We start from the raw sequence: 21,988 nt of genomic DNA, 5'->3' as shown, positions 1-21,988 counted from the left end.
TCAACCCGTGTACTGGGTGAAGACCTTGAGGTAGTCGTAGGGCTGCTGCGGGACACCGCTGCAGGAGTCGCCGTCGGTGCCGGAGCCGCAGGCGCGGTCGCGGTTGACGGACCAGTACGTGAGGCGCCCGATGTGGTGCTGTTGGGCATAGGCGAGCATGGTCTTGAAGTCGGCGACCCGGACGCGCTCGCCGGAGTCGTCGGTCCTGCCGTTCATCGACGACAGGCCGATGTGCGCGTAGGCACTGGCGTCGCTGTAGCCGTATGCCGACTTGACCCTGGCCTTGAGGCCTTCCATGGCCCGGGTGGTGAGCGTGCCCATGGTGGTCGAGCCGCCGCCGAAGTCGAACGGCATGATGCACCAGACATCGTTCGCCAGACCGGAGTTGGCCGCTCGCTTGATCATGTCGACGCCGGTGGAGTCGGGGCCGCTGGTGGTCGTGCCGAAGGTGATGACCGTCTTGAGGCCCGGGTTGTCCGCCTTGACCGTCTTCAGCGCGTCGACGACACGTTGACGGACGGTGGCGTTGGACCACTCGGTGTTCTCGATGTCGATGTCGAGGACCTTCAGCCTGTAGGCGTCGATCACCTTCTGGTAGGCGCCGGCGAGCTTGGCGGCGCTGGAGCACTTCTCGCCGAGCTTCGCGCCGCTCCAGCCGCCGACGGACACGACGACGTCACCGCCTGCCCCTCTGATCGCGTTGATCGTGGACTGGTCGCTGCCGCTCGTCAGCGGACGGGAACCGTCCCACTTCGGGTTGCAGGTGCCGTCGGAGAGGACGAAGGCCAGGGTGAACCACTTGACGCCGGTCGCGGACATCACGGAGGTGGGGTTCTGCGGGTTGCCCCAGCCGAGGTATTCGTAGGGGGCGACGGCCATGCCGGGGGCGGCTGCGGTGGTCACCGAGGCTGCAGAAACGTTGTCGCTGTTAACCGGCTTCACACGCACAAGTCGTGTTTCACCCGGTCGCAGCGTTGCGCTGTACGAGTCCGCGATCACGCCCTTGTGCGCGCCGGACCACAGGTCGGTGACGTCGCCGGAACCGGTGAAGCCGACCTGCGACCAGTTCACACTGACCGTGGCATTGCCGGACGTCCCGGTGTTGAACAGCGCGACCACGTACTCGCCGCTGTTCTCCCGTTTACTGAAGACCTGCTTGACACCACTGTTCACAACCCGTTTCGCGGCGACCCCATCCTGGTCCACGCCTGTCAGCCGGTCGTTGGTGAGCATCGCCTTGTCGACGGAGTCGAGGTGGGTGAGGTCGGTGCCCAGCAGCAACGGCGAGGCTGCCATCGCCCACAGCGTGAAGTGGGAGCGGCGCTGATCGGCTGTGAGGCCCACCTGATCGCCGTTGCCGACCTCCAGCGAGTCCAGGTCGTTCCAGCCGCCCGGACCTGCGTGCGGCTGCCAGGACGCGGCCGTGTTGAAGCGGGCCGAGACATGAGACCAGTCGGTGAGCGGATAGCCGCTGCCGTTGGAGCCGGGGCCGCAGTAGCACTCGACGTCACCTTGGGTACGCCAACTGTTCGCGAGCTTGCGCCAGGTGGTGGCGTCGGCGATCGGCAGGTTGTTGGAGAGCGCGAAGTTGATGGGCCGTCCGCTCGCCCGCAGGGCCTTGTCCCAGGCCTGCACGTCGGGGACGTCCTGGCTGCCTACGCCGTCGATCTTCAGGTAGTCGACTCCCCAGGAGGCGAACTGCCTGGCCCACGAGTTCACGAACTCCTGCGCTCCCGGCTTGGAGTAGTCGATGTAGTACATGTTCTTGCAGTTGTAGTTCTTCTCGGTCTTCGAGGTGTCCGCGATGTCCTTCGCGTGGTACGAGGTCCCCTCGATCGGCGTGTTCCTGGTGACGGCGTTCTTGGCGATGCCGGGCGTCACGTAGAAGCCGAACTTCAGGCCCTTGGAGTGGACGTAGTCGGCCAGTGCCTTGATGCCGGCCGGGAACTTGGCCGAATCGGCCGTCCAGCGGCCGTAGTTGTCGACGACGAAGCCGTTCGAGTCGCACTTCTGCCAGAAGTCGTCGAGGTTGACGTAGACGAAACCGTGGTCCTTGAGGCCGCTCGACACGAGCGCGTCCGCCTGGGCCCTGATCTTCGCCTCGGTCGGCGTGCGACGCACGAAACTCCAGCTGCTCCAGCCCATGGCGGGGCGGACCGACTGGCCGTTGTCGGAGGCGGCCGCCGTGTGCGCGGTGCCCATGAGCGGCACGGCGGCGGCGACGAGCAGGCCGGCCACGGTCGCCGCGAGTGATCTGATCCGGATCATGAATGTCCCCCGTTCACGGGCGTCGCGTAGCTGGTGCCGATCCATGCCTCGTCGATCCGCAGCCGCTTGTAGCGCGTGGTGTCGCCGGACCCGGCCCAGGTGGTGTCGACCTCCAGGCGGACGTAGCGGGCATCGGCCGCGGTGAGGTCAATGCCCTGGATTCCACGGCGACTTGGGAGCTGCCCTGTCTTGACGGCGCTCCCCCAGGTCGAGCCGTCGTTGCTCAGGTACACCTTGTAGTCCTTGATCCGCGCCGACTGCTCGGTGTCCGAGCGGGCGTAGGCGACGGAGTCCTCGCGCTGGTTGAGCCCGATGTACTGGACCTTCTTGGCCGAGCCGAGGTCGAAGGTGAGGTTCGCGGGCAGCTTCTTGTTGTTGTCCCAGTAGGTGAGGTGGTCGCCGTCGCTCGCGGCCGACCCTGCGTGGCCGCTCGCGGAGGTGCTCGCGGTCGCGTCGACGCCGGTGAGGATGCCCTGCCGTCCGGCGGTGATGACCTTGAACACGGTGTCGTACGGGTCCCAGCCGCCGAGTCCGGTCAGCGTCAGCACGCCGCCCGACTGCGACCATGAAACCGCCGCTCCCGTACGGAGGTTGGTGACCGAGGCGATGCGGTAGCCGTTGTCGCGGATACGCAGGGTGCTGGTGCCGGGCGGGGTCAGGACGTGCACGTACTGCCGGTTCGGGTCCGTCTTGCTGATCGTCGTGACACCGTGCGCACCGTCGTTCCAGAAGCCGGGCTTGAGGCCGCCGTACATGTAGCCGCCGCCCTCGGTGCCGTGCAGGGACTCCCAGATGGGGGCGAGATAGGAGTTCGCGAAGGTGTTGAAGGAGGCCTGGTTGCTGGGGAAGCGGCCGTTGACCTGGGCGGTCTCGGCCATCAGTGCCTTCACGGAGGAGCCCGCGTTGGTGATCAGCCGGCCGAGGGTGAGCTTCTTGTCGACGGCCGGGTCGGAGCCGTCGTACCACCAGGCGCCGGTCGAGGGCAGCTTGAAGTCGGCCTCGGTCAGGCGGGGTTGGGCGGTGTAGATCGCCTGCGGGTAGTCGTAGGCGGGGGTCATTCCCGTCTTCTGCTCGTTGCTGATCATGTCCATGATCGGCGTGTCTTCGTTGTTGTTGCTGAGCGTGTAGTTCGGGCGCTTCTGGTAGATCTGCTGGTAGAGGTCGTGGCTCTCCCAGTACGCGTTGTCGTTGTCGATCCAGAAGCCGCCGAGGTCGGGATAGCGGTCCATGACCTCGAAGAAGTTGTCGTAGCTGAACTGCCCGAAGCCGTCGCGGGTGGTCAGGTCGACGTTCTTGCCCTTGTGGGCGGAGTAGGCGGCCGAGTCGAGCCACTCGTGACCGCCCTCGTCGTGCCACTGGGGGTCGTCGGTCATGTAGAGGATGACCTTCATGCCCTTGGCCTTGGCCGCAGTGATCAGCTCGCCGAGGAAGTCCCGCTTGGTGGAGCAGGAGCCGGGGATCTTGGAGGGCCAGGGGCGGGCGTAGCCGAGGCGGCTGTGGAAGGTGGCGAGGACCAGGTACTGGGTGTGGAGTTTCTGGGCCTCGTCCACCCAGTAGTCGGGTGTCCAGCCGCTGCTGGTGACGTCGTTCTCCCAGGCGGAGCAGCTGGTGTGGGCGGACGCCGTGCGCAGGCCCCAGTGCAGGAAGAGGCCGCCGACGGAGGCGCGGAGGAAGTCCTGGCGGGGGTTGTCGAGGTCGAGCGGCTTCACGGCCGGACCGGCACCGCAGTCCTCGCTCGACCCGCTGCTCGACACCCGCAGCGCACCGCCGGAGGTGGTGTGGCTGTCGCTCAGGCAGTAGCCCGTGACGTTCTGGAAGCCCACGTCGTGCGGCGAGTTGCTGCCCTTCTGCGCGGTGAACCGGGTGAGACGGATGCCGCTCGCCGCGTTGGCGATGACGGCCGGCCGGCCGTCGTTCGCCGCGAACTTCACCGAGCTGTCGGTGAAGTGGACGTTGTCGGCGTTGTGCAGATACCAGCCGTACGCCGGCCGGGTGCCGATGCTCTTGGGGTTGTAGTCGTTCGGGTCGTTGCCCGGCACCGCGGTGGACAGGGTGCCGTTGCCGCCCGGGACCGTGATGTTGACGTTGTTGAAGCTGACGCCGTCGATGCGGTGGCCGGTCTCGCCCCACAGGGTCGGACTGAAGGAGGGGCCGCTGCCGGTGGCCGTGATGTTGTCGTACGTGATGTCACTGATCGATCCGATGCCGGGACTGTTCCCGCATCGCTTTCGGGTGCCGATCTTCTGCATGATCGGCGAGTGGACGTTCGTCATCGTGATGTCGCGGTAGTGGACGTCGGAGATCTTCGCGCCGTCCATCGACACCATGCCGAGCCCTGACTTCTCGGCGCCGTCGATGCGGATGTTCTCGAAGCGGTAGTCGGAGAAGTCGCCGCAGGTCTCGGAGCCGAACATCAGGGCGTTGCAGCAACGGGCCGACAGATAGGAGTCGTTGACGCGTACGTGGCCGCTGGCGAGCTTGGCGCCGAGGGCGTAGTCGCTCTTGAAGACCAGCGCGTCGTCGTTGGCCTCGATGTGGGCGTTGGTGATCGTGACGTCCGTGGTGGAGATGACGTTCCAGCCGTCGCGGTCGCTCGCCGTGTCGATGGTGAGGTGGTCCGACGTCACGTTCTCGCAGCCGTTGACGAGGGCCGCGAAGTGGCCGCCGCGGCGGAGCGTGAGCCCGTCCCCGATGCGGAGGCCGTCACAGCGGGTCAGCGAGATGATCTTGTCGGCCTCGCCGGACTTCGGGTTGCCGGTGATCAGGTTGCCCATGCCGTCGATCGCGCCCTGTCCGACGAAGCCGATGTCGGTCAGCTTGTCGCCGTAGATCATGGCGTCGTGGAAGTGGCTGTGCCCGTAGTCCTGGTAGGCGTCGTACGGGTTGGACTCGGCCTTGTCGTAGGTGTCCGCGCTGGAGCCCTGGATCGTGGCGCCCTTGTCGACCTGGAGCGTCACATGGCTCTTCATGTGGATGGTGTTCCTGGACTTGTAGCTGCCGGCGGGGAAGCGGACGGTGCCGCCGCCACTGGCCGAACTCGCTGCCGTGATCGCCTTGTTGATGGCCGGCGTGTCGTTGGCGGAGCCGTCTCCCTTTGCGCCGTAGTCGCGTACGTCGAAGACGGCGGCGGCACGTGGGGCGCGCTGTGGCCCCGCGACGGCCGCGGGGTGGGTGAGTCCGAGGACGACCGCGAGGACGAACAGGACGACGGCCGCCGCTCTGTGTCGTGGAACGGTGGGGGGTTTCATGTGGACTGCTCCTCACACGAGCTGGTAGCCCCGGAGACCGGTGAGCAGGAGGTAGGTGTCCTGAAGGGACCCGGAGGTGTCGCCGAGGGATCGGTAGATGCCCCACTTCGGGCGCACGCGGTCGGCCAGGAAGGTGTCGACGCCGGTCTTCGAGGCGTCGATGACGGTGGAGCCGCCGGACTTGAGGATCCAGCGGATCGAGCCGGCCGAGCCGTTGCCGACCTTGATCTGGAAGTCGACGTCCGTCCACTTGTCGTGCAGTGGGTCCAGGTCGGTGCGGCCGACGAGGATGTCCTCGATGGCCAGCCTCAGCTCGATGGTCTGCTTGCCGTTCACCCTGCGGAGCGACTGCACGACGATCGGCGAGGAGCCGGTACCGGGCTGCTTCATCTGCATGATGTGGGTGAAGGTGGTGGTCGCCTTCAGCGAGCTCGGGATGTACATGGAGTAGGTGAGCCGCCAGGTCTGGCCCTGGGTCCACTTCAGGTAGTTGCTGCCGCTGCCGTTGCGCAGGCCGGTGACCTCCTGGCGCTGGCGGTCGGTCGACGTGTCGCGGTCGACGGTGTGCATGTTGAAGCGCCAGTTGTTCCCGGTGGCGAGGATGTGCGGATGGCCGGCGGGATGCGAGCCGGCGCGGTCGTCCTCGATCGTCTCGAAGGCGCCGAGCCCGTCACCGCTCGCGGACGGGGACCACTTCTGCTGCCAGGATGCGGCGTGGGCGGTGGTCGCGGGCAGCCCGACGGCCGCGGTGGCGGCTCCGCCCAGGGCTGCGCCCAGCAGCACCCTTCTGGATGCGTTCATGACACTAGTCACCTCGCAGCTGTTCGTTCATGATCAGAAAGGCGCCCAGGCCGTGGAAGTCGTTGGTGGCCCGGGTGCGGTCGATGTAGTACGCGTAGTCGCCGACGTTCGTGCCGATCGTGATGTCGGCGAGGTTCGTCCGGCCGTCGGAGCCGACCGACAGCTTCGCCAGCACACCCTGGTAGCCGCGACGGGCCACGGCCGCGTAGTGCGGATCGAGATAGCCCTGCTGGACGCCGCGCGAGAGGGCGTAGGTGAACATGCTGGAGCAGGAGGTCTCGGTCCAGTTGTCGCTGCGGCCGCCCTTGTCCATCACCTGGAACCAGCGTCCGGTCGCCGGATCCTGGTACTTCTCCAGACCGACCGCCAACTTGCGCAATATCGTGAGCAGTTGGGGTCGGCGGGGCTGATCGGCCGGGACGGCGTCGAGGACGTTCACGATCGCCATGGAGTACCAGCCGACCGCGCGGCACCAGTGCTCGGGGGCGAGCCCGGTCTGCGGGTCGGCCCAGCTCACGCTCTTCGACTCGTCGTAGGCGTGCTTGAGCAGCCCGTTCGCGACCTGTAGGTGGCTGCCGTACACGGAGAGCTGATTCGTCGCCTCGTCATCCGTGTACCCGCCGTTGCGGAACTCCTTGCCGTACTCGACCAGGAACGGGTTGACCATGTAGACGCCGTCCGCCCAGAGTTGGTGGGCGCGGCTGGAGGTGTCCGCGTGCCAGAAGCCGCCGTCATCCGTGCGCGGGTAGGTGCGCAGGCGGTCGAGGATCTTCTTCGCCGCCTTGCGGTAGCGGTCCTGGCCCGTCTCGTGGTGCAGGATCACCAGCAGTCGGCCGGCCTGCATGCTGTCCAGGCTGTTGAAGGACTGGTCGATGGAGCCGTCGCTCCTCACGAACCGGTCGACGTAGCTCTTGATGTACGTCAGGTAGCGGGCGTCGTGGGTGCGCCGGTAGGTGAGGTACTGGCCGTAGAGGTAGAGGCCCACGGGATAGGACCAGCCGCCGATGGTGCTCGACGTGTAGCGGGCCATGGTGGAGTCGACCATCGCCACGGACCAGTCGGGGGCGGCGGCCGGACGGTGCGCTGGGACGACGGACGCGGAGGCGGCCGGAGGTGGGACGGCCGCCGGCAGGGTGACCAGGCCGGCGGTGACGAGAGTGAGGGTCGTCAGTGCCGTCCGCAGACGACTGCGTCTCATGTTCCTCCCTTTCGGTAGGCGTACGCGAGGCCGCCGCGCGGCCCCTGCACGAGTTCACGTACGAGATGGTGGTCGGGGGCGTGCCGGCAGGCGGGGTCGGTGCGGGTCGCGTCGCCGGTGAGCGCGTGGGCCTGGCAGCGGCAGCCGCCGTGGTCGGTGGAGCGGAGCGCGCAGCCGCGGCAGGGGTCCGGCATCCAGGACTCGCCGCGGTAGGCGTTGAAGGCCTTCGACTCCCGCCAGATCCAGGCGAGTCGACTGTCGCGCACGTTGGGCTGGTCGAGGTCCGGCAGCGCTGCCGCGGCAGGGCAGGGCAGGACCGTGCCGTCCGGGGTGACGGTGAGCGAGAGCGCACCCCAGCCGCCCATGCAGGGTTTCGCCGTGGCGTCCACCCAGTCGGGAGCGACCCACACCAACTCCACCGATCCGTCGAGGAGTTCACGCCGATGTGCGACCGAGGCCCGGGCCTGCTCGACCTGTTCGCGGGTCGGCAGCAAGGCGGCGCGGTTGCGCAGCGCCCAGCCGTGGAACTGGGTGTGCGCGAGTTCGATACGGCCGGCGCCCCACCGCAGACCGAGGTCGATCAGGTCGTCCAGGGCGTCGAGGTTGGCGCGGTGCAGCACGATGTTGAGGCCGAAGGGGAGTCCGGAGGCGCGGATCAGCCGGGCGGCGCGCTCCTTGGCCGCGAACGAGCGGGCGCCCGCGATGCGTTCGGAGACCCGCGGATCGGCGTGCTGCACCGAGAGCTGGACGCTGCGCAGGCCGGCCTCGGCGAGTTCCGACATGCGCCGCTCGCTCAGCCCCACCCCGCTGGTGACCAGCTGGGTGTAGAGGCCGGCGCCGTCCGCGGCCGTGACGATGCGGGGCAGGTCGCGTCTGAGCAGGGGTTCGCCGCCGGACAGGTGTGTCTGTACGACGCCGAGGTCGGCAGCCTGCCGGAACACGTCGGACCACTGACCAGAGTCCAACTCTTTTGACCGACCGACCAGTTCGACGGGATTGGAGCAATATCCGCAGCGCAGTGGACAGCCGTGCGTGAGTTCGGCGAGCAGCGCCCAGGGGGCCTCCACGGTCATGTCAGCCAGCCCTCCTTTCTCAACGCCGTGAGGAAGCCGGGGACTTCGCCGGCGACGGGCGCGCCGGGGTACCGCTCGCCGAGTTCGGTGACGATGTCGTCCACCGCGCGTGTCCCGTCGCAGAGGCGGACGACAGGGCCGGCGCTGCCGCGCAGCACGACCACGCGCTCGGGGAGCAGCAGCAGATCGGTGCCCCGCACGCGGTCGTGGCGCAGGACGACGCCGCGGGAGAGCGCCGGGAGCCACCTCATGGCCCGCTCCCGTGCACCACGTCGGAACCGTCCATCGCGTCCAGCAGCGACCACAGCACGTCGCACTTGAACTCAAGTGCAGCCAGGGCGCGTTGTTGCTGCTCGTGGGTGCGGGCGAGGTCGAGGACCAGGGCCAGGGCCTCGGCTCCGTCGCGGCCGCCCTGTCCGATGCGCGTGCGGAAGTAGGCGAGGCCGTCGGGGTCGATCCAGTTGTAGTGGCGCTCGAAGGCGGCGATGCGGGTGCGCATCAGGTCGGGTGCGGACAGCTCGGTCAGGGAGGCGGCGATCGCGTCCAGCGCCGGACGCAGACGGCAGAAGTTGACGTATCCGTCGACGGCGAGGCGCACTCCGGGCAGCACCCGGGAGCCGTCCCACAGCTCGTCGCGGCGCAGGCCGGCCGCTTCGCCGAGCCGCAGCCAGCGCTCGATCCCGCCCTCCCCCTCGGCCGTACCGTCGTGGTCCTGGATACGGCGCAACCACGATCTGCGCAGCTCCGGCCGGTCCAGCTTGGCAAGGATCAGGGCGTCCTTGACGGGGATGTGGCGCTGGTAGTGGAAGCGGTTGGCGATCCAGCGGCGCAGCTCGGCAGGGCTCAGTTCACCGCGATGCATCCGCAGGTTGAAGGGGTGACGGTGGTGGTAGCGCTCCGCGGCGACGGCGCGCAGCCGCTCGGGGAACTCGGCGGTCCCCCGGGCGGTGGCGCCGTCGGCAAGCACGGGTGTGGCGGTCATGGCGCGGTCGCCGTACGGCCGGTCAGCGGTCGCCGAGGGCGTAGGCGGTCACCTCAAGTGCGGTCTCCACGACCATGTAACCGGGGCTTCGCCAGACCTTTTCATCCGATGTCTCCGGCGATTCCAGGGCGGGCTGGTCCGTCCGGAGGGCGTGAAGAAGCGTCTCGTTCATGTGGCTGTACCTGCTTCCCTGAGGGGTGGGGGGTCTCAAATGCGTCTCAGATGCCCAGACAGGCGCGAGGCGTTCACATGCATGCACCAAGTTCATGAACTCGTTCGGTGGCGCGATCCAGAGTTGCTGGAGAAAGGGGTGGCGGTCAATGGTCCGGACCGAAGACGTCGGATGCATTTCCGGCCAACCTCGACCGCGGGGCACTGACTCACGGGTCAGTTCCGGTGGAATCTCAGTGGATCCTCTGTGGATTCTCCCGTCAGGAATGCATCACGGCCCGTGATCGTTGACGATGGGAGTGCCACCTGACGACAACCGTAAGGATCAAAAGCTCGTGAGCAGCAAGGTCCCCCCGATCATCCTCAACAACGGCGTCGAGATGCCCCAGCTGGGCTTCGGCGTCTGGCAGGTGCCGGACAACGAGGCGGAGCGGGCGGTCGCCACCGCGCTGGAGTCCGGGTACCGCAGCATCGACACAGCGGCGATCTACGGCAATGAAGAGGGCACCGGCAAGGCGATCGCCACCTCCGGTGTCCCCCGCGAGGACATCTTCGTCACCACCAAGCTCTGGAACTCCGACCAGGGGTACGACTCCACGCTGCGCGCGTTCGACACGTCGCTGGAGAAGCTCGGCCTCGAGTACGTCGACCTGTACCTGATCCACTGGCCGACCCCGCAGCGGGACAAGTACGTCGACACGTACAAGGCGTTCGAGAAGCTGCACGCCGACGGCCGTATCCGCGCGATCGGTGTCTCCAACTTCGAGCCGGACCACCTGCGGCGGCTCATCGACGAGACGTCGGTCATCCCGGCCGTCGACCAGATCGAGCTGCACCCGCACCTGCAGCAGCACGCGGCCCGCGAGTACCACGCGGAGCAGGGCATCGCCACCGAGGCCTGGTCGCCGCTGGGCCAGGGCAAGGGCCTCCTGGAGGTCCCGGCCGTGGTCGCCATCGCCCAGAAGCACGGCCGCACCCCGGCCCAGGTCGTGCTGCGCTGGCACCTCCAGCTCGGCAACGTCGTGATCCCCAAGTCCGTGACGCCGTCCCGGATCAAGGAGAACATCGAGGTCTTCGACTTCAGCCTGGACACCGAGGACCTGGCGGCGATCAGCGCACTGAACGAGGACCGGCGCCTGGGCCCCGACCCGACCACCTTCAACATGGGCTGACACCGACACCTACGCCCGGCCCGCACAGGCGTCCGCCCCGCCACGCGACTCCCGCGCGGCGGGGCGGACGTGTCTCACCGTCAGGCCGGATGTGCGTCAGTCGCTGGGCCGGACGCGTTCCGCCGTCAGACCGGACGTAGTTCGCCGTCAGACCGGACGTGGGTCGCCGTCACGCCGGACGGTGGGTCGCAGTCACGCCCGACATGCGTCAGCCGCCTCGCACGTCCGTGAAGACGACCTCGAACTCCTCCAGCGAGGTCACGGTCACATGCGCCTTGGCCGCGCCCTCGTGCCGGGCCGCCGCCTGGGCCCCGCGGGACGCGGTGAGGGAGTGGCGGTCCGTGAACAGCGCGCCCACCAGGCCGCGCCCACGCTCCCGGTCGACCAGCAGGGACGCCCTGGCCAGGCCGGCCAGGGTCTCCAGCCTGGGGACCACCGACGCGCGGAAGGTCTCTGCGAGCAGGTCCGCGTCCATGGGGTCGAACTCCAGCCTGGTGAGCCGCAGTCCGCCGCCGGCCGCGGGCTGCCGGACCTGATGGAAGACCACCGCCTCGTAGTTGTCGACGGCGGTCGTGGCCGCGAACGGCTCCAGGAGCGACGCCCGCCGCTCACGCATGACCTCGTCGCTGTTGCGCCGGGTGTCCTCGGACTCCCACCAGCTCACCGCCAGCAGTTTGCCGAGCTCACGGTCCACGAAGATGCCCGACCCGCGGTATCCCGGGCGCTCCTCCAGGAGGTCCCGCCCCTGCGAGTTCAACGCCCTGAGGGCCGTTTCGACCTTCGAGGGATCTCCGGTCGCGTACACGGTGCGAACGAACATGACGCCTCGCCTCCCAGAAGTGGCCACATATCTGGAATGTTCGATATGGCCAGTCTTCCCCTCCGGGCAAATCACTGCAATCAGGGTGGGTTACAGAAGTCTGGACCAGGGGGGTTGACGAGCGCATGCAAAGGGGGCCACCTTGTACGGCACCCGAGTAAGGAAACTTTCCTAACAGAAGGGTCCCCCACAGTGCGCATACGAACACTGACCCTCGCCGCGGCCTCCGGGGCCGCCCTGCTCGCCGCCGGAGTGCTCCCCGCCAGCGCCTCCGGAACGGCAGGACCCGCGTCCACCCAGGAGGGCTCGGTCAGCGCGGCCGACCTGCTCGCCAAGGTGACGTCGTGTCAGCAGATCTCGAACGGCAAGTACAAGACGGACGACGAGACGTCGGCCGGCATCCCCGTGTGCGGGAAGAACGGCGCGGTGTTCTGGAAGGCCGACATGGACATCGACTGCGACGGTCAGCGCACCTCGAAGTGCAACGAGGACACCGACCCCTGGTATCAGGACGACACGGCGTTCCACCAGTCCAACGGCAAGCCGCTCAAGGCCGATTCACTGCCGTACGTGGTCGTGCCGAGCTCCAGCAGCATCTGGAACTACTCCGGAGCCGGCATCAAGGGCGGCGGCGTGGTCGCGGTCATCTACAACAACAAGGTCGAGTACGCCGTGGTCGGCGACACCGGACCGACGAAGATCATCGGCGAGGCGTCCTACGCCACCGCCCAGGCCCTCGGTATCGACTCCAACCCCGAGACCGGTGGCACCGACTCCGGCGTGACCTACATCGTGTTCAAGAACTCGCAGGTCTCCCCCATCGAGAGCCACAGCGCGGCAGTCACGCTGGGCGACAAGCTGGCCAAACAGTTCCTGCAGAACAACTAGAACCGCCCGGGGAGGGCTTCGGGCGGCCCGACCGGCCTTTGCGGCGGGGTCAGTTGGGCTGCCCGATCGGCCGTACGACGACGGTGTTGACGTCGACGCCCTCCGGCTGCCGGATGGCCCAGACGATCGACTCGGCAAGCTGGTCGGCCGTCAGCAGATGGCCGGGCGGCAGGCTGCCCATGCCGTCCCAGAACGGGGTCTCGACCCGGCCCGGCGCGATCAGCGTGACGCCGATGCCGAACTCCGTCACCTGACGGCGGGTGTTCTCGGCGAGGCCGGTCACCGCCCACTTGGTCGCCCCGTAGATGTTGCCCGGCCCGTTCACGAAACCGGCGACACTGCCGACCAGGACGATCCGGCCCCGCGTCTCCTTCAGCGCGTCGACGGAGGCGCGGACGAGGAGGGCCGGGCCGAGGACGTTGGTCAGCACCATCTCGGTCCAGCCGGCCGGGTCACCGTCGGCGACGGTGTCGTGAGTCGCGACGCCGGCGTTGGCCACGACCGTGTCCAGTCGGCCGAATGCCTTGAGCGTACTGTCGACCGCCGCCTGCACATCCGCGTACTCGGACGCGTTGCCGACGATCGTCAACAGCCCTTCGGGACCGCCGAGTTCCTCGGCGAGCGCGTCCAGCCGCTCCTTTCGGCGCCCGGTGACGGCCACCCGGTGCCCGGCGCCGAGCAGCTGCCGCGCGGCGGCGGCGCCGATGCCGGTGGCCCCGCCGGTGATCAGGGCGACGGGAGATTCGGTGCTGTTGGACATGACTACCCCCGGTGTCTCGTCCTCGTGTCTCGACCCGGTGTCCCGGACCGACGGTGGGAGTAGATCAGTTGGAGCCTTCTCGAAGTCAAGAGCCGCGGGTGCCGCGGTACGGCACGGCTCACATCGCGTGCGCCGCCGTATGCACGGTGTGTGCCGCGAGCACGAACACGTCCGGCCGGTGGTGGACGCTCGCCTTGTCGTCGGGATCGAGGAGGCGATCGAGGGTGGTGCGGTCCTCGGGGTCGAGCTGGTCGCCGAAGCCCTCGCGGATACGGGAGAGGGTCGCGGCGACATGGGCACGCGCACGGTCCTTGGCCGGTGCGGGCAGGTCGAGCAGGAAGGTGCGGGTGCCGGTGGACCTGAGGCCCGCGGCCGTCATCAGGGCCGGCCAGTCCTCGGTCTCGGCGACCGCGCCGGGCAGGCTCTCCCGCATCTGCGCGAACCACTCCTCCTCCAGCACGTCGAGGCGGGCCTGCAGGCCCGGGCGGCCGATCCCGATGTCACGGGGCAGGAAGCGCGCGGGCAGACCGCCCTCCATGATCGCCAGCGTGCCGCCGGGTGCCAGCCGTGCGGCGAAGGCGGCGAGGGCGGCCCGCTGGTCGCCGAGGTGGTGCAGGCTGCGGCTGGCCCACAGCAGATCCGCCGGGTATGCCAACTCGTCCAGCGCGCCCGGCAGTTCACCGGCGAGCGTGCCGAAGCGGTCCCCGACGCCGAGCCGGTCGGCTCGCGTGCGGGCCCGCTCCAGGAGCGGCTCGGAGCTGTCGACCGCGACGACCCGCGCACCCGGGAACGCCTCGGCGAGCAGACAGGCGACGACGCCGGGCCCGCTGCCGGCGTCGACGATCAGCCCCGGTTCGGTCTGCTTGTCGGTCAGCCAGGCCATGGCCCGTTCGTACAGGGACGTCATGAGCTCGGCCTGCGACTCCAGCAACGGGGCCATCTCGACCCAGTCGATGTCGGTGTGGTCGTGCTCGCCGTGTCCGTGGTGGTGTCCGTGCGCCATGGTGGTCAGCCTCTCGTCCGCGTCCGGCCCAGCGTGCGCCGACGCACCGGGGCGCGGCCAGTGCCATTGCCGAGGCAGCAAAAAACCACGGCAAGAAACGCGGGGATGGAGCACGCCGGAAAATGAGGTGCGTGGTCGGAGGCCGGTCGCCGACGATGGCCCGATGGATGACAGGCTGGTGGAGAACTTCCTCGAGGACGGGTTCGTGAAGATCGAGGGAGCGTTTCCGCCGAGGGTCGCCGAGGACTGTGCGCGGCTGCTGTGGCGGGAGACGGGATACGACCCCGAGGACCCCGGCACCTGGAAGGACCCGGTGGTGCGGGTGGCCGGGATGGCACAGGGACCGTTCGCGGCCGCGGTCAACTCCCCTGTTCTGCATGAGGCGTTCGACCTGCTGGTGGGCGAGCGCCGCTGGGCGCCGCGCTACTCGCTCGGCACCTTCCCGCTCCGGTTCCCGCACGAGGAGGAACCCGAGGACACGGGCTGGCACATCGAAGGGAGCTACCTCCCCGAAGGCGCCACCCTGTGGCACACCAACCTGCGGTCCAGGGAGCGGGCCCTGCTCATGCTGTTCCTCTTCAGCGAGGTCACCGAGGCCGACGCCCCGACCCGCGTCCGGGTGGGCTCGCACCTCGACGTGCCCTCGGTCCTTGAGCCGTACGGCGACGAGGGCGCGTCGTTCCTGGAGCTCGGCCCGAAGGTCGACGCGGCCTCGGCCGACCGCCCTCTCGCCTACGCCACCGGTCGCCCGGGCGACGTGTACCTCTGCCACCCGTTCCTGGTGCACGCCGCCCAGCCGCATCACGGCACACGTCCCCGCTTCATGGCACAGCCGCCGCTGCACCCCGCGGTTCCCTATGACCTACAGCGCCCGGACGGCGACTACTCACCGGTGGAGTTCGCCATCCGCCGGGGCCTGACCCACGAGGCCTGACCCCGGCGGACGCAGCGCAACCGCCGGAGCCTAGAGCGGCGGATACGCGTTCGTCATCAGCTGCTGGAACTGCGCCGAGAACCAGTGCCCGGCGAGCGGAGCGTTCGGCAGCGCACCCGACATGTTGTTCCCGTTGCGGGCGTTACCCGTGTACGTCGGGTCGCACATGCGGTCGAAGCCCTTGCCCTCGTCGTTCGGGATCGCCGAGCTGGCGCCGTCGGACTCACCCGGCGGCTTCATCCACACATACGCGTCGATCCCGGCGGCCGGGTTCGCCTGCGGACGCTCGCCGAGGCCGGCGCCGGACTGGTTGCACCAGTTGCCGACATGGATGCGGCGGTCGTAGCGGCCGCCCTCGACGTAGGTGTCCACGCTGGTCTTGGCACCCGGTCCGGCGGGCCGGGCGGTACCGCCCCAGCCGTTGCGGGAGGTGTCGATCAGCATGCCGATGCCGGGGTTGAAACCGGCGGAGACCGCCTGGTTGCGGAAGGCCTGGGCGTACGACAGCTCGTCGACGTACCGGTTCCAGTCGACCCACTTGGACTGGCGCACGGACGTGCCGTTGACCGAGTCGCCGATGGCGAAGTTGTTCTCCTTCAGGGCGCTGAAGTTCGCCGTGTTGGTGATGAAGCCCTGCACGTCGTCGACGGTCGCGCCCTCGCTGGTGGCCGCCTGGTGGAGCAGCGCGGCGGAGGGGCCGAAGTTGTCGTCCCAGCCGAGCCAGCCGTGGTGGCCGGCGTCGATGTAGTTGTAGACGTTGGGGATCGCGCCGAGCTTGGCGAGCGCGTAACCGACGCCCTTCTGGTAGTTGCCGTTGGCGAGCATCGTGTCGCACTGCGGGGTGGCGGTGGCGCGGCTGCCGGTGTTGGTGACCAGGTTGGGCACCGAGTCGATCTCGATGGTGGTGACGATCCGCAGCGAGCTGTACTTGCTGTCGGACAGGATCGCCGCGATCGGGTCGATGAACTGCGTCTTGTACTTGTCGATCTCCGTCGGGCCGAGCTCACCGTTGGAGGCGAGGGCCGAGCAGTCACGTCCGGGCAGGTCGTAGACGACCAGCTGGACGACCTCCTCGCCGCTGCCCTTCTGGGCGAGGGCCGCGTCGAGGTGGGCGCGCAGCCCCATGCGGCCGTTCGCGCCGCCGATGGCGGCGATGCGGTCGAGCCATACGCCGGTGGGCTGGTTGGAGACACGGGAGCCGCCCGGTTCGGCGGCGGCGTTCGCGGACCACTCGGGGTTCACGTACACCTTGGCGCCGGAGTACGGGTTGTCGACCTTGGTGCCCGGTCCCGGCGGGTCGGTCGGATCAGTCGGGTCCGTAGGGCCGGTGGAGTCGACGTTGCAGGTCACACCGTCGAGCTTGAAGGTGGCCGGGATCGCGTTGGAGCCGCTGTAGGTGCCCTGGAACCCGAAGCTGACCGAACCTCCGGTCGTCAGGGCCGCGTTGTAGGTCTCGTTGGCCGCGGTGACGTCGGCACCGCTCTGGCTGACCTTCGCGTTCCAGCCGCTGGTGACCTTCTGGTTTCCGGCGTACGACCACTTCACCGACCAACTGCTCTTGGCGGCACCGTTGTTGGTGACCGTCACGGCGGCGGTGAAGCCGGTGTCCCACTGGTTCTGCACCTTGTAGTCGACGGTGCAGGGGACGGCGGCCACGCCGGCGTCTCCGGGGACGACGGCCGTCGCGGTTCCGGCGGCCGAGGCGACCAGCGCCAGGGAAGCGAGTAATGCTGTTCTGGTACGACTCATGAGTGCGGGTTCCTGCCTTCTTGTCGGGGCTTGAAGGGGATTGATGGGGATTGATGGGGCTCGATGAGGCTTGTCGAGGACTATCCGTTCAGGGCGCGCAGGTGGTCGCGCAGCCCGATGCCGTACGACGTGGGAGTGCCGTCGTAGTCGGAGATGAGCGAGGGGCCGGAGGAGCAGTCCCAGGTGTTCCAGGTCCAGCCGAGGTAGGACAGGCTCCGGTCGTCGAACCACTTCATGACCCGGTCGACGAAGGGGTGCGAGCAGGTGTTCTCGCCGATCTCCCCTGCCACCAGCGGCACTTGGGCCGCCACCGGAGCCAGGGTGGAGTTCCAGCAGCTCTCACTCGCGCAGGTGTTGAAGTTGTAGACGTGGAAGGCGGCGACGAGATTGCCCGTCGGGTCGGCGGGCTTGTACGTGAGCCATTGAGTCAGGTCGTTCGAGTACGCCAGGCCGCCGGCCAGGATGACGTTCCGGGCGCCCGTGCCTCGCACGGCGTCGACGAGATCCTGCATTCCGGCGACCTCGTACCCGATGCCGGGGCAGGTGCCGCCGTCGCGCCAGCACTGCCACGCCTGGGTGGTCGTGGAGGTGGCACGGTCCGGGTAGGGCTCGTTGAACAGGTCGAAGGCGACCGCGGGGTCGTTCTTGAAGGTACCGGCCACCGAGGACCAGAAGGACGGGGTGTACTGCATGTCGGGCATCGGCTTCTGGCAGGTGGCGTGCACGTCGGAGCAGCCCGCCGAGTTGCCGGTGTACTGGCCGTAGGTCCAGTGCAGTTCGACGATCGGTGTCATGCCGTGCGCCTCGACGCGAGCCACCAGGTCCTTGACCGCGTCGATGTAGTGGGCGCCGCCGTACTGCGACTGGATGTTGGAGAGTCCCAGCCAGCACTCCTCGTTGAGCGGGATGCGGACGGTGTTCGCCTTCCAGTCGGCGATCGCCCGGATCGCGGCGTCGTCGACCGGCCCGTCGAAGATGCCGCGGCCCTGCACGCACATGAACTCGCCGCCGGAGCGGTTGACGCCGAGCAGCCGTCGGGGCGCGCCCGCGGCGTCCACGAGCTTGTTCCCCGAGACGTGCAGGGCGGGTGCCGCCGCGTCGCCCGAGCCCGGCGGCTCGGTCGGCGTCGGCTCCGAATCGACGTTGCACGCGGTCCCGTTGAGCGTGAACGACGTCGGTACGGTATTACTCCCCGACCGGGAGGCGAGGAACCCGGCGCTGACGCTCGCGCCGGTGGCCAGCGTGCCGTTGTAGCTCTCGTTGGTCGCGGTGACCGTCCTGTCGGACTGGGACCACTTGGCGTTCCAGCCCTGACTGACCTTCTGGCCGTCCGCGAAGTCGAAGCCGAGGCTCCAACTGCTCACGGCCGCCGTGTTGTTGGTGATTTTCACGGCACCCTGGAAGCCGGAGTCCCACTGGCCGGTGACGGAGTACTCCACCGAGCAGGAAGGCGTGGCTCCCTGTGCCGAGACGACCGGTGCGACCGCCGTGCCCACCAGGGCCACGGCAGCGGCAACGGCTAAAAGACATGAACGCGGGGGGTGTCGCATGAGCGACTCCTTGCAGTTCGGGCGCGCCGTGACGGACGCGTCGACTGATGGAATCGCTCCCACTGGTGTCAACGAAGCTAGCGCCAAGTGACAGCAAAGGACAGGGGAGTTGCAGACATTCGCTGACTTTCCCTCAACTCACTTGCGCCAAAGCACGTCGAATCTTTTCGACTCTTCAACCACCTTGACCGCCCCCACCCCCTTCCTCACTATGGGAGCGCTCCCACTGGTTCAAGGCTTGTCGCTCCTCCCTTCCCCCACTGTTTTCCGAGCCGCAAGGAGGAACCAGCACATGCACTCCAGACGGAGACGCCGCGCCACGCGGCGGTTGTGGACCGCTGCCGTGGCTGCTCTCGCTCTTCCGCTCACGATGCTCGGCACCGGCACAACTCCCGCCCAGGCGGCGGCAGTTCAGTGCAGCGTCGACTACAAGACGAACGACTGGGGATCCGGCTTCACCGCGGATCTGACCATCACCAACCGCGGCACCGACGCCATCGACGGCTGGACCCTCACCTACGCGTACGGAGGCAACCAGAAGCTCACCAACGGCTGGAGCGGCACCTGGTCCCAGTCCGGCCAGTCGATCAGCGTGAAGGACGCCGGGTACAACGCGAAGATCGCCGCGGGCGCCGCCGTCTCGACCGGTGCGCAGTTCACCTACAGCGGCACCAACGCCTCCCCCACGGCCTTCGCGGTCAACGGCACCGCCTGCGCCGGCGCACACCAGCCGCCGATGGCCGTGCTGACCAGCCCCGCCGCGGGCGCGGTCTACACACAGGGCGACGCGGTCCCGCTCGCGGCCACCGCCGCCGCGGCCGACAACGCGACGATCAGCAAGGTCGAGTTCTACGACGACACGACCCTGCTGGGCACGGACACCAGCTCGCCCTTCACACTCTCGGCCTCCGGTTTGACCGTGGGCAGTCATTCGCTGGTGGCGAAGGCGTACGACAGCCTGGGTGCGTCCGCGGAGTCGACTCCCGTCGGCATCACGGTCGCCTCGGGTCCCGCCGTGGTCGCCTCGCCGACCCAACTGGGCGTCCAGCAGGGCAAGTCGGGCACGTATGACATCAAACTGTCGACGAAGCCCGCGTCGAACGTGACCGTCACGACAGCCCGCGCGAGCGGCGCCTCGGGCCTGTCGGTCACCGCCGGTGCCTCGCTCACCTTCACGCCCTCCAACTGGAGCACCGCGCAGAAGGTGACCGTCACCGCCGACGCCTCCGGCACCGGTTCGGCGACCTTCGAGTCGACGGCGACGGGCCACGCCAAGGCCTCGGTCACGGTGACGGAGCTGGCGGCCGCCAAGGCGTACGACGCCCGCTTCCTGGACATGTACGGCAAGATCACCAACCCGGCGAACGGCTACTTCTCGCCCGAGGGCATCCCCTACCACTCGGTCGAGACGCTGATCGTCGAGGCCCCTGACCAGGGCCACGAGACCACGTCGGAGGCCTACAGCTACCTTCTCTGGCTGCAGGCGATGTACGGCAAGGTCACCGGTGACTGGTCCAAGTTCAACGGCGCCTGGGCCCTCATGGAGAAATACATGATCCCGACCCACGCCGACCAGCCCACCACCTCCTTCTACAACGCCTCGAAGCCGGCGACGTACGCGCCCGAGCTGGACACCCCGAACGAGTATCCGGCGAAGCTGGACCAGTCGGTCCCGGTCGGTTCGGATCCCATCGCGGGTGAGCTGAAGTCCGCCTACGGCACCGACGACGTCTACGGCATGCACTGGCTGCAGGACGTCGACAACGTCTACGGCTACGGCAACACCCCCGGCGGAACCTGCGAGGGCGGGCCGACGAAGACCGGGCCGTCGTACATCAACACCTTCCAGCGCGGTCCGCACGAGTCGGTGTGGGAGACGGTGCCGCAGCCGACCTGCGACGCCTTCAAGTACGGCGGGACGAACGGGTACCTGGACCTGTTCACCGGCGACTCCTCCTACGCCAAGCAGTGGAAGTACACGGACGCCCCGGACGCCGACGCGCGTGCGGTGCAGGCCGCGTACTGGGCCGACGTGTGGGCGAAGGGGCAGGGCAAGGGCAGCGACGTCTCCGCCACCGTCGGCAAGGCCGCGAAGATGGGCGACTATCTGCGCTACGCCATGTACGACAAGTACTTCAAGAAAATCGGCAACTGCGTGGGGCCGTCGACGTGTGCGGCGGGCACCGGCAAGGACGCCTCGGCCTATCTGCTGTCCTGGTACTACGCCTGGGGCGGCGCGACCGACACCAACGGGGGCTGGTCCTGGCGTATCGGCTCCAGCCACGTCCACGGCGGCTACCAGAACCCCCTGGCGGCGTACGCGCTCAGCTCGTACGCCGACCTGAAGCCCAAGTCCTCGACAGGGGCCGCCGATTGGGGCACCTCGCTCACCCGGCAGCTGGAGTTCTACCGCTGGCTGCAGTCGGACGAGGGCGCCATCGCGGGCGGCGCGACCAACAGCTGGGCCGGGCGCTACGCGAGCCCGCCGGCCGGTACGCCGACCTTCTACGGCATGTACTACGACCAGCAGCCCGTCTACCACGACCCGCCGTCCAACCAGTGGTTCGGCTTCCAGGCGTGGTCCATGGAGCGGGTCGCCGAGTACTACCAGCAGACGGGCAACGCGCAGGCCAAGGCGGTCCTCGACAAGTGGGTCGACTGGGCGCTGTCCAAGACCACGATCCACCCGGACGGCACTTACCAGATCCCGTCGACGCTTCAGTGGTCGGGCCGGCCCGACACCTGGAACGCGTCAAGTCCCGGTGCCAACAGTGGACTTCACGTCACCGTCGCCGACTACACCAATGACGTCGGTGTGGCGGCCGCGTTCGCCAAGACCCTGACGTACTACGGCGCCAAGTCCGGTGACACGGAGGCGAAGACGACAGCGAAGGCGCTTTTGGACGGCATGTGGAACAACTACCAGGACGGACTCGGCATCGCCGTGCCGGAGACCCGCGCCGACTACAACCGCTTCAACGACACGGTGTACGTGCCGAACGGCTGGAGCGGCAAGATGCCGAACGGGGACGCGATCAACTCGTCGTCGACGTTCGCCTCACTGCGGTCCTTCTACAAGAACGACCCTGCCTGGTCGAAGATCGAGGCGTACCTGGCGGGCGGGGCCGCACCGTCGTTCACGTATCACCGGTTCTGGGCCCAGGCGGACATCGCCATGGCCATGGGCTCGTACGCGGAGCTTCTCGAATAGCCCCCGCCGAGCGCTCCGCGGCTTGGGCCGTTACGTGACCGCAGGTCCGTCGCGGCTCCGCGGAAGCGCTTGAAGGCTCCGCGTCCGTGGTCCCGCCACCTGACGGCGGGACCCACCGGCCGGGCGACCCCTACCAGCTCTGGGGGTCGCCCGGCACTCG

17 protein-coding genes are annotated in these 21,988 nt (G+C 68.3%); 4 read left to right on the top strand and 13 right to left on the bottom strand.

Features of this window, described 5'->3' with window-relative positions:
- Genes OG870_RS37600 through OG870_RS37565 form a run of 8 tightly spaced genes read right to left on the bottom strand, consistent with a single transcriptional unit; the run spans position 1 to position 9,742 of the window.
- Complete coding sequence (locus OG870_RS37600) at positions 1–2,268, bottom strand: alpha-galactosidase (protein WP_266843300.1); 2,268 nt, start codon at positions 2,266–2,268, stop codon at positions 1–3.
- Positions 2,265–5,516: a glycosyl hydrolase family 28 protein gene (locus tag OG870_RS37595; RefSeq protein ID WP_266591321.1), complete on the bottom strand. Its 3,252-nt coding sequence runs from the start codon at positions 5,514–5,516 to the stop codon at positions 2,265–2,267. The genes OG870_RS37600 and OG870_RS37595 overlap by 4 nt, the downstream gene beginning before the upstream one ends.
- 12 nt (positions 5,517–5,528) lie before the next feature.
- Positions 5,529–6,317 (bottom strand): heparin lyase I family protein, encoded by a 789-nt coding sequence (locus tag OG870_RS37590; RefSeq protein ID WP_266591320.1) that lies wholly within the window; start codon positions 6,315–6,317, stop codon positions 5,529–5,531.
- Between the two features lie 4 nt (positions 6,318–6,321).
- Complete coding sequence (locus tag OG870_RS37585) at positions 6,322–7,515, bottom strand: glycoside hydrolase family 88/105 protein (RefSeq protein WP_266591318.1); 1,194 nt, start codon at positions 7,513–7,515, stop codon at positions 6,322–6,324.
- Positions 7,512–8,588 (bottom strand): pyrroloquinoline quinone biosynthesis protein PqqE, encoded by a 1,077-nt coding sequence (gene pqqE / locus OG870_RS37580; RefSeq protein WP_266591316.1) that lies wholly within the window; start codon positions 8,586–8,588, stop codon positions 7,512–7,514. The genes OG870_RS37585 and pqqE overlap by 4 nt, the downstream gene beginning before the upstream one ends.
- On the bottom strand, positions 8,585–8,839 hold the full coding sequence (pqqD, locus tag OG870_RS37575) for a pyrroloquinoline quinone biosynthesis peptide chaperone PqqD (RefSeq protein WP_266525257.1): 255 nt from the start codon (positions 8,837–8,839) through the stop codon (positions 8,585–8,587). Before pqqD ends, pqqE begins: the two co-directional genes overlap by 4 nt.
- Entirely contained in the window at positions 8,836–9,570 is a 735-nt protein-coding gene (pqqC, locus tag OG870_RS37570; protein ID WP_266591314.1) for a pyrroloquinoline-quinone synthase PqqC, read from the bottom strand. The genes pqqD and pqqC overlap by 4 nt, the downstream gene beginning before the upstream one ends.
- A 22-nt stretch (positions 9,571–9,592) precedes the next feature.
- On the bottom strand, positions 9,593–9,742 hold the full coding sequence (locus OG870_RS37565) for a pyrroloquinoline quinone precursor peptide PqqA (RefSeq protein WP_266525254.1): 150 nt from the start codon (positions 9,740–9,742) through the stop codon (positions 9,593–9,595).
- 334 nt (positions 9,743–10,076) lie between these two features.
- On the opposite strand from OG870_RS37565, the gene OG870_RS37560 reads away from it, so the two are divergent.
- Complete coding sequence (locus tag OG870_RS37560; RefSeq protein WP_323179463.1) at positions 10,077–10,913, top strand: aldo/keto reductase; 837 nt, start codon at positions 10,077–10,079, stop codon at positions 10,911–10,913.
- A 208-nt stretch (positions 10,914–11,121) separates the two neighbouring features.
- On the opposite strand, the gene OG870_RS37555 is transcribed toward OG870_RS37560, so the two are convergent.
- Complete coding sequence (locus tag OG870_RS37555) at positions 11,122–11,733, bottom strand: hypothetical protein (RefSeq protein WP_266525252.1); 612 nt, start codon at positions 11,731–11,733, stop codon at positions 11,122–11,124.
- Between the two features lie 192 nt (positions 11,734–11,925).
- On the opposite strand from OG870_RS37555, the gene OG870_RS37550 reads away from it, so the two are divergent.
- Entirely contained in the window at positions 11,926–12,621 is a 696-nt protein-coding gene (locus OG870_RS37550) for a glycoside hydrolase family 75 protein (RefSeq protein ID WP_266591312.1), read from the top strand.
- Between the two features lie 49 nt (positions 12,622–12,670).
- Here OG870_RS37550 and OG870_RS37545 read toward each other — a convergent pair whose 3' ends face one another.
- On the bottom strand, positions 12,671–13,381 hold the full coding sequence (locus OG870_RS37545) for an SDR family oxidoreductase (protein WP_266525248.1): 711 nt from the start codon (positions 13,379–13,381) through the stop codon (positions 12,671–12,673).
- Between the two features lie 118 nt (positions 13,382–13,499).
- On the bottom strand, positions 13,500–14,384 hold the full coding sequence (locus OG870_RS37540) for a class I SAM-dependent methyltransferase (RefSeq protein WP_266525246.1): 885 nt from the start codon (positions 14,382–14,384) through the stop codon (positions 13,500–13,502).
- 163 nt (positions 14,385–14,547) lie between these two features.
- Here OG870_RS37540 and OG870_RS37535 point away from each other — a divergent pair, with 163 nt between their 5' ends.
- Positions 14,548–15,318: a phytanoyl-CoA dioxygenase family protein gene (locus tag OG870_RS37535; RefSeq protein WP_266591310.1), complete on the top strand. Its 771-nt coding sequence runs from the start codon at positions 14,548–14,550 to the stop codon at positions 15,316–15,318.
- Between the two features lie 30 nt (positions 15,319–15,348).
- Here OG870_RS37535 and OG870_RS37530 read toward each other — a convergent pair whose 3' ends face one another.
- Complete coding sequence (locus OG870_RS37530; protein WP_266591308.1) at positions 15,349–17,067, bottom strand: glycoside hydrolase family 6 protein; 1,719 nt, start codon at positions 17,065–17,067, stop codon at positions 15,349–15,351.
- Positions 17,068–17,147: 80 nt separating this feature from the next.
- Entirely contained in the window at positions 17,148–18,617 is a 1,470-nt protein-coding gene (locus tag OG870_RS37525) for a cellulase family glycosylhydrolase (protein WP_266591306.1), read from the bottom strand.
- Between the two features lie 292 nt (positions 18,618–18,909).
- Here OG870_RS37525 and OG870_RS37520 point away from each other — a divergent pair, with 292 nt between their 5' ends.
- Positions 18,910–21,828 (top strand): glycoside hydrolase family 48 protein, encoded by a 2,919-nt coding sequence (locus OG870_RS37520; protein WP_266591304.1) that lies wholly within the window; start codon positions 18,910–18,912, stop codon positions 21,826–21,828.
- Positions 21,829–21,988 lie beyond the last annotated feature (160 nt).

It is taken from the genome of Streptomyces sp. NBC_00461 (genome assembly GCF_036013935.1).
Classification (GTDB): Bacteria; Actinomycetota; Actinomycetes; order Streptomycetales; family Streptomycetaceae; genus Streptomyces.
The sequence above is the reverse complement of the archived record's forward strand: the minus strand, read 5'-3'. Positions and strand labels throughout refer to the sequence as shown.